Source organism: Streptomyces sp. KLMMK (assembly GCF_036961605.1).
GTDB classification, from domain to species: Bacteria; Actinomycetota; Actinomycetes; order Streptomycetales; family Streptomycetaceae; genus Streptomyces; species Streptomyces telluris.
Genome location: NZ_JBAMDC010000552.1, coordinates 1 through 3,418 on the forward strand (window position 1 = coordinate 1; position 3,418 = coordinate 3,418).

3 pseudogenes are annotated in these 3,418 nt (G+C 62.2%); 2 read left to right on the forward strand and 1 reads right to left on the reverse strand.

What is annotated here, in order from left to right:
• Together V7793_RS35385 and V7793_RS38330 are read left to right on the forward strand one after the other, a co-directional pair.
• Window positions 1–402 (forward strand): annotated as a pseudogene (locus tag V7793_RS35385) (transposase); the annotation flags it as partial.
• Window positions 403–453: 51 nt separating this feature from the next.
• A pseudogene (locus tag V7793_RS38330) lies at window positions 454–1,274 on the forward strand (transposase).
• A gap of 631 nt (window positions 1,275–1,905) precedes the next feature.
• Here V7793_RS38330 and V7793_RS35395 read toward each other — a convergent pair.
• Window positions 1,906–2,716: pseudogene (locus tag V7793_RS35395) on the reverse strand (transposase family protein).
• Window positions 2,717–3,418: the final 702 nt, after the last annotated feature.

Below are 3,418 nucleotides of genomic sequence, written 5' to 3' on the forward strand. Positions count from 1 at the left end.
AACAAATTGAAGCCCGTCTACACGGCGCCGACCGAGGACGCCGCCACCAGCCGGTTCCTCGAGATCTGCGAGGAATGGGGCGCCAAATACCCGGCGACCCGTCAGGCTGTGGGAGAACGCCTGGGCCGAGTTCATCCCGTTCCTGCAGTTCGACGCCGAGACCCGCCGGATCGTCTGCACCACCAACGCGATCGAGTCCGTCAACGCCAGGACCCGCCGGGCCGTTTGCGCTCGCCGCCACTTCCCCTCCGAGAACGCCGCCCTGAAGTGCGTCTACCTTGCGGTGATGCCCCTGGACCCCACCGGTACCGGGCGGAAACGCTCTGGACCACCCGCTGGAAGCGGGCCCTCCAGGCCTTCGGCATCGCCTTCGACGGACGCCTCACCAACAACCGAATCTGAGCTGACAAACCAACCCAGTTACACCGAAAACTTTACAGACCAAGTGGTGGGCTGACGGACGAGCGGCGGCGGTTTCACGAGGGGATCCGGATGGCGGCGGCCGACATGTTCACTGCCGGGCAAGACAACGCAGGGGTGGCGAAGGAACTGCGGGTCAGTGTGCGGTCGGTGCGGGTGGTGAAATCTCTGGTAGAACGGTGGCCGACCGTCCCTCCAGTCCAAGGGCTCGCCGGGGCGGCCGAAGCTGAGCGAGGCCCTGTTCTCGGTCCTGGAGCAGGTGGCCGCAGGTGGAAGCACCGCGGCGGCACTCGACGGCTGGAACGTCTTCGAGGACGAGGCTGGCTTCGCGATGACGCCGCCCACCTCCCGCATCCGGGCCAAACGCGGTCACACCCCGGTCGTCGGGGTCCGGGGACGCTCCCGGGGCCGGGTCTCGGTGGCCGCCCTGTGTTGCTACAAGCCCGGCGCACGGTCCCGGATGATCTACCGGCATTTTCTTCATGACCCGCACGACTGCACGACGAAGGCCGGGCGCCGCAGTTTCGCTTGGACCGACTACCGCGACCTGCTCAGCGCCGCCCACCAGCAGCTCGGCGGCCCGCTTGTTCTTGTATGGGACCACCTCAACACCCACCACGCGGCCAGCCTTCGCGACTTCGGCGCCGAGCGGGACTGGGTCACCGTCGTCCAACTTCCGGCCTATGCACCGGACCTGAACCCAGTCGAAGGTATCTGGTCCCTGCTGCGGCGCAGCCGCCAGGCCAAAGTACCGCAGCGACTTCATCGACGGATGCCTCACCGCAACCGGCCTCACCCTGACGACACCACACCCGAAAAGTCAGCAGCCGTATGGGCACATGTTCAGGCAATAGGATATTCAATCAAGGGATGCACCCAGTGTTTAGCTGGTTTGCTGACGTGTGATAGATGGGTAGTCACCGATAGACTCTGCTTCCTGAACCCCGAGACCTAAAGGGGTACCCCTGGGAGTTCTCAGGTGCTGGGAGTGTGGGAGTGGGTGGACAGGAGTACTCAACATCAGCGCGGAGGGACCATGCCACCGTGCTAGCAAGCTCGCGAGGTGGTGAGCAATGCCCAACCGACATGATTCTCTCACCTGGCGGCACGTGAAAGTACCTCTGGACCTGAATAACCCACTCCACCGGTACACCCTATCGATAGCACGCAAGCTTGAAAAGGAACAGCGAGGCCTTAACGCAGCCCTACACAGCACCGCTGAGCTCATCTCTGATGTGCGGGAAAATGTCGACGACGTTCCCGACAGTATCCATGAGTGTTTCACTCACGTACTCGGCTCAGTGCAGCTTCGGCTGATTACCATCCAACACTTGCGGTGTTCCATGGACTCTCTCATCCTGCTAATCATAGAACAACTCGAAACATCAACACCCAAGAACATTGAGCGATTCACGCGACCGGAACCTTGAGAGAACAAATCGGAGGGAAGAGTATACCGCTCGGTTCATCTTCAGTGAGTCTCTTTCATCTTGAATAGTTGCTGGTCAGGAGGGTGTGGTCGGCGGTGACGATGCGGCTGGTGCGGTTGGTGGAGCATCGGGGCCGGCGGAGGATGTGCCAGGTCTTGAGCCGGGCGGAGGCGCGTTCACCCGGGGCGTGAAGTCGGGCGTGGTCCTGGTTGAAAACTGCTGGTAGTGGTCCGGGAGTTCGCAGTGGCCCTTGTAGGGGGTGCGGAGGGTGGCGCCGGCGTCCCGGTAGGCGCGGTCGGCGAGGATGAGGATCTGGCGGGTGAGGCAGGCCTGGACGATGCTGTGCGCGCGGGCCGCGGTCAGGTCATGGGTGCGGCCGGGCAGCGCGCGGGAGAACCACAGCCGTGTGCCGTCCGGGCGGGGGACGGCCTGCACGTTCATGCCGTGCTTCCGGTGCTTTTTGCGAGTAGTACGGTTTGTCCGCGGCGATCCGGTCGGTCGGGATCAGCGTCCCGTCAACCATGACGAAGTCGCCCTCACCCAGGCCCACCAGAGCTGCACGGAGCCCGGGGTGCCCCGCGAGGCGAGGGTTTCGAGCGTCTCGTTGACGTACCAGCAGGCTGTGGACTCCGACACTCCGAAAACTGCCCCGAGCTGCCGATACATCTCGTTCTTCCGCAGATGCGCCACCACCAGCAGGGCCTGCTTGAATCACCCCGGCCTCCGCCAGGGTGAATTCATTTCACGGCGACGCGCGTAGATCAGCCGCGAGACGTGCTCAACGAGCTCGTGCGGGACATCGAGCAGGGCAGGGTAAGCGACCAACAGGGCCCCTTGGACGCCGATGTGCTGAGTGGAACCACCACACCAACGACGAGGGACTCTGCCACGTCACCAACAACCCCGCTGACCAGCCCTGTCACCCTTCAAGGGCCAGGATGAAAGAGGCTCACTGGTTTGTTCCTCCTGAGCTTCTTGCAGAAGCGAGATAACCCCTGCATCTTGAGATCTTACCTTACTTTTACCCAAAGCGCCGCAGTGTTCTTGTCAATTGACCCTCAACAACTGAGATCAGCGACGACTGGACACGCGAAGGCCGGGAAAATGCCCGGGGAATCAGTAGTGGGTGGTCTTGTTGTTGGCATCGGGGCAGGTCACAGTTCCACCCTCAGGGAGTGCGATGAGACCGGTTCCGTTGCACTGGGAGCATGGTTCGTTTGGCATACTGTTAGTCCGCTCGAGGGATGGTGAATGTGTGTTCGCATCCTTCGTAGGTGACCCTTCCACCCTTGAGTGTCCCTGGTTCCAGGAGGATGGATTCGGGTACTTTGAGGCACTGGGGGCATGTCAGCCCTGCGTCCGGCGCCACGGGCACCATGAGTGGAGCTCCTGTTTCCTGCAACCGGGTACCTCCGTAGGCGCACCAGTCGTAGAGCTGCTGCAGTTGTTCGCTGCTCAGTTTCTGTTCCTTCACGCTGTCCATGACAGCATTCTGCCCTAATCCTCGGCACGGTAGCCCGAAACTGTCGGGTAGAGTTGAAGTGAAGCCATGATTCTCTCCTCCCTCT